At 40.4% G+C, this 713-nt stretch carries 1 protein-coding gene; it reads left to right on the forward strand.

Annotated elements, in window-relative coordinates; all coding sequences use genetic code 11:
- Positions 1-713, forward strand: a 713-nt coding sequence (locus GH741_RS21410; RefSeq protein ID WP_240795590.1) for a PA14 domain-containing protein, incomplete at both ends; no start/stop codon positions are given.

Genomic DNA, 713 nt, shown 5'->3' on the forward strand with positions numbered 1-713 from the left:
GTATTTTCTAACGTTGTTCCATTCGGTTCTTGGTTAGCTTACTATTATGACAACACCAGTCTAAAGGGTTTACCAAAGAAGTCTAAGGTAATAGCACCAACAGGTCAGTTTGGGAAACTATCAGAGGATAATGGAACCGGGAGTCCTGCTTCAGGAATACCTGTCGATAATTTTTCTGCTAAGTATACCACTGCGAAGCGGATTACAGCAGGAAACTATATTCTACGAACAAAAGCAGATGATGGTGTACGAGTATATCTTGATGGTAAACTGATTTTAGATCGTTGGAACGAAGGCGCACATGCAGGTGAAGCAATTCAAATGAGAGTTGCAGACCGAAATGATGTCCCAGCAAATGAAAAAGATATTCACTTGATTGAAGTGCAGTATCGCGAAGCAAGTGCTACAAGTTCTGTGGACGTCTTCCTAGAACCATATGAATCGGCAATAGCTTCATCATCAACATGGATTGGCGAATTTTTCGAGAATGATAAATTCAGGGGTGTTCCATTAATTGTTGGTGGGAATAATAGTTTTGAACCAGTTACAGCGATTGACTATAATTGGGGTCAAGGCTCACCATTAGCAACGGTGCCAAAAGATCATTTTTCAGCTAGATTTACGAAAAATATACGTTTGTCAGAAGCAAAAACGTATATCGTAGATGCATCGGCAGATGACGGTGTTCGTGTATCTGTAGATGGTAAGGTTGT

The organism is Aquibacillus halophilus (assembly GCF_009649745.1).
GTDB lineage: Bacteria > Bacillota > Bacilli > Bacillales > Amphibacillaceae > Aquibacillus > Aquibacillus halophilus.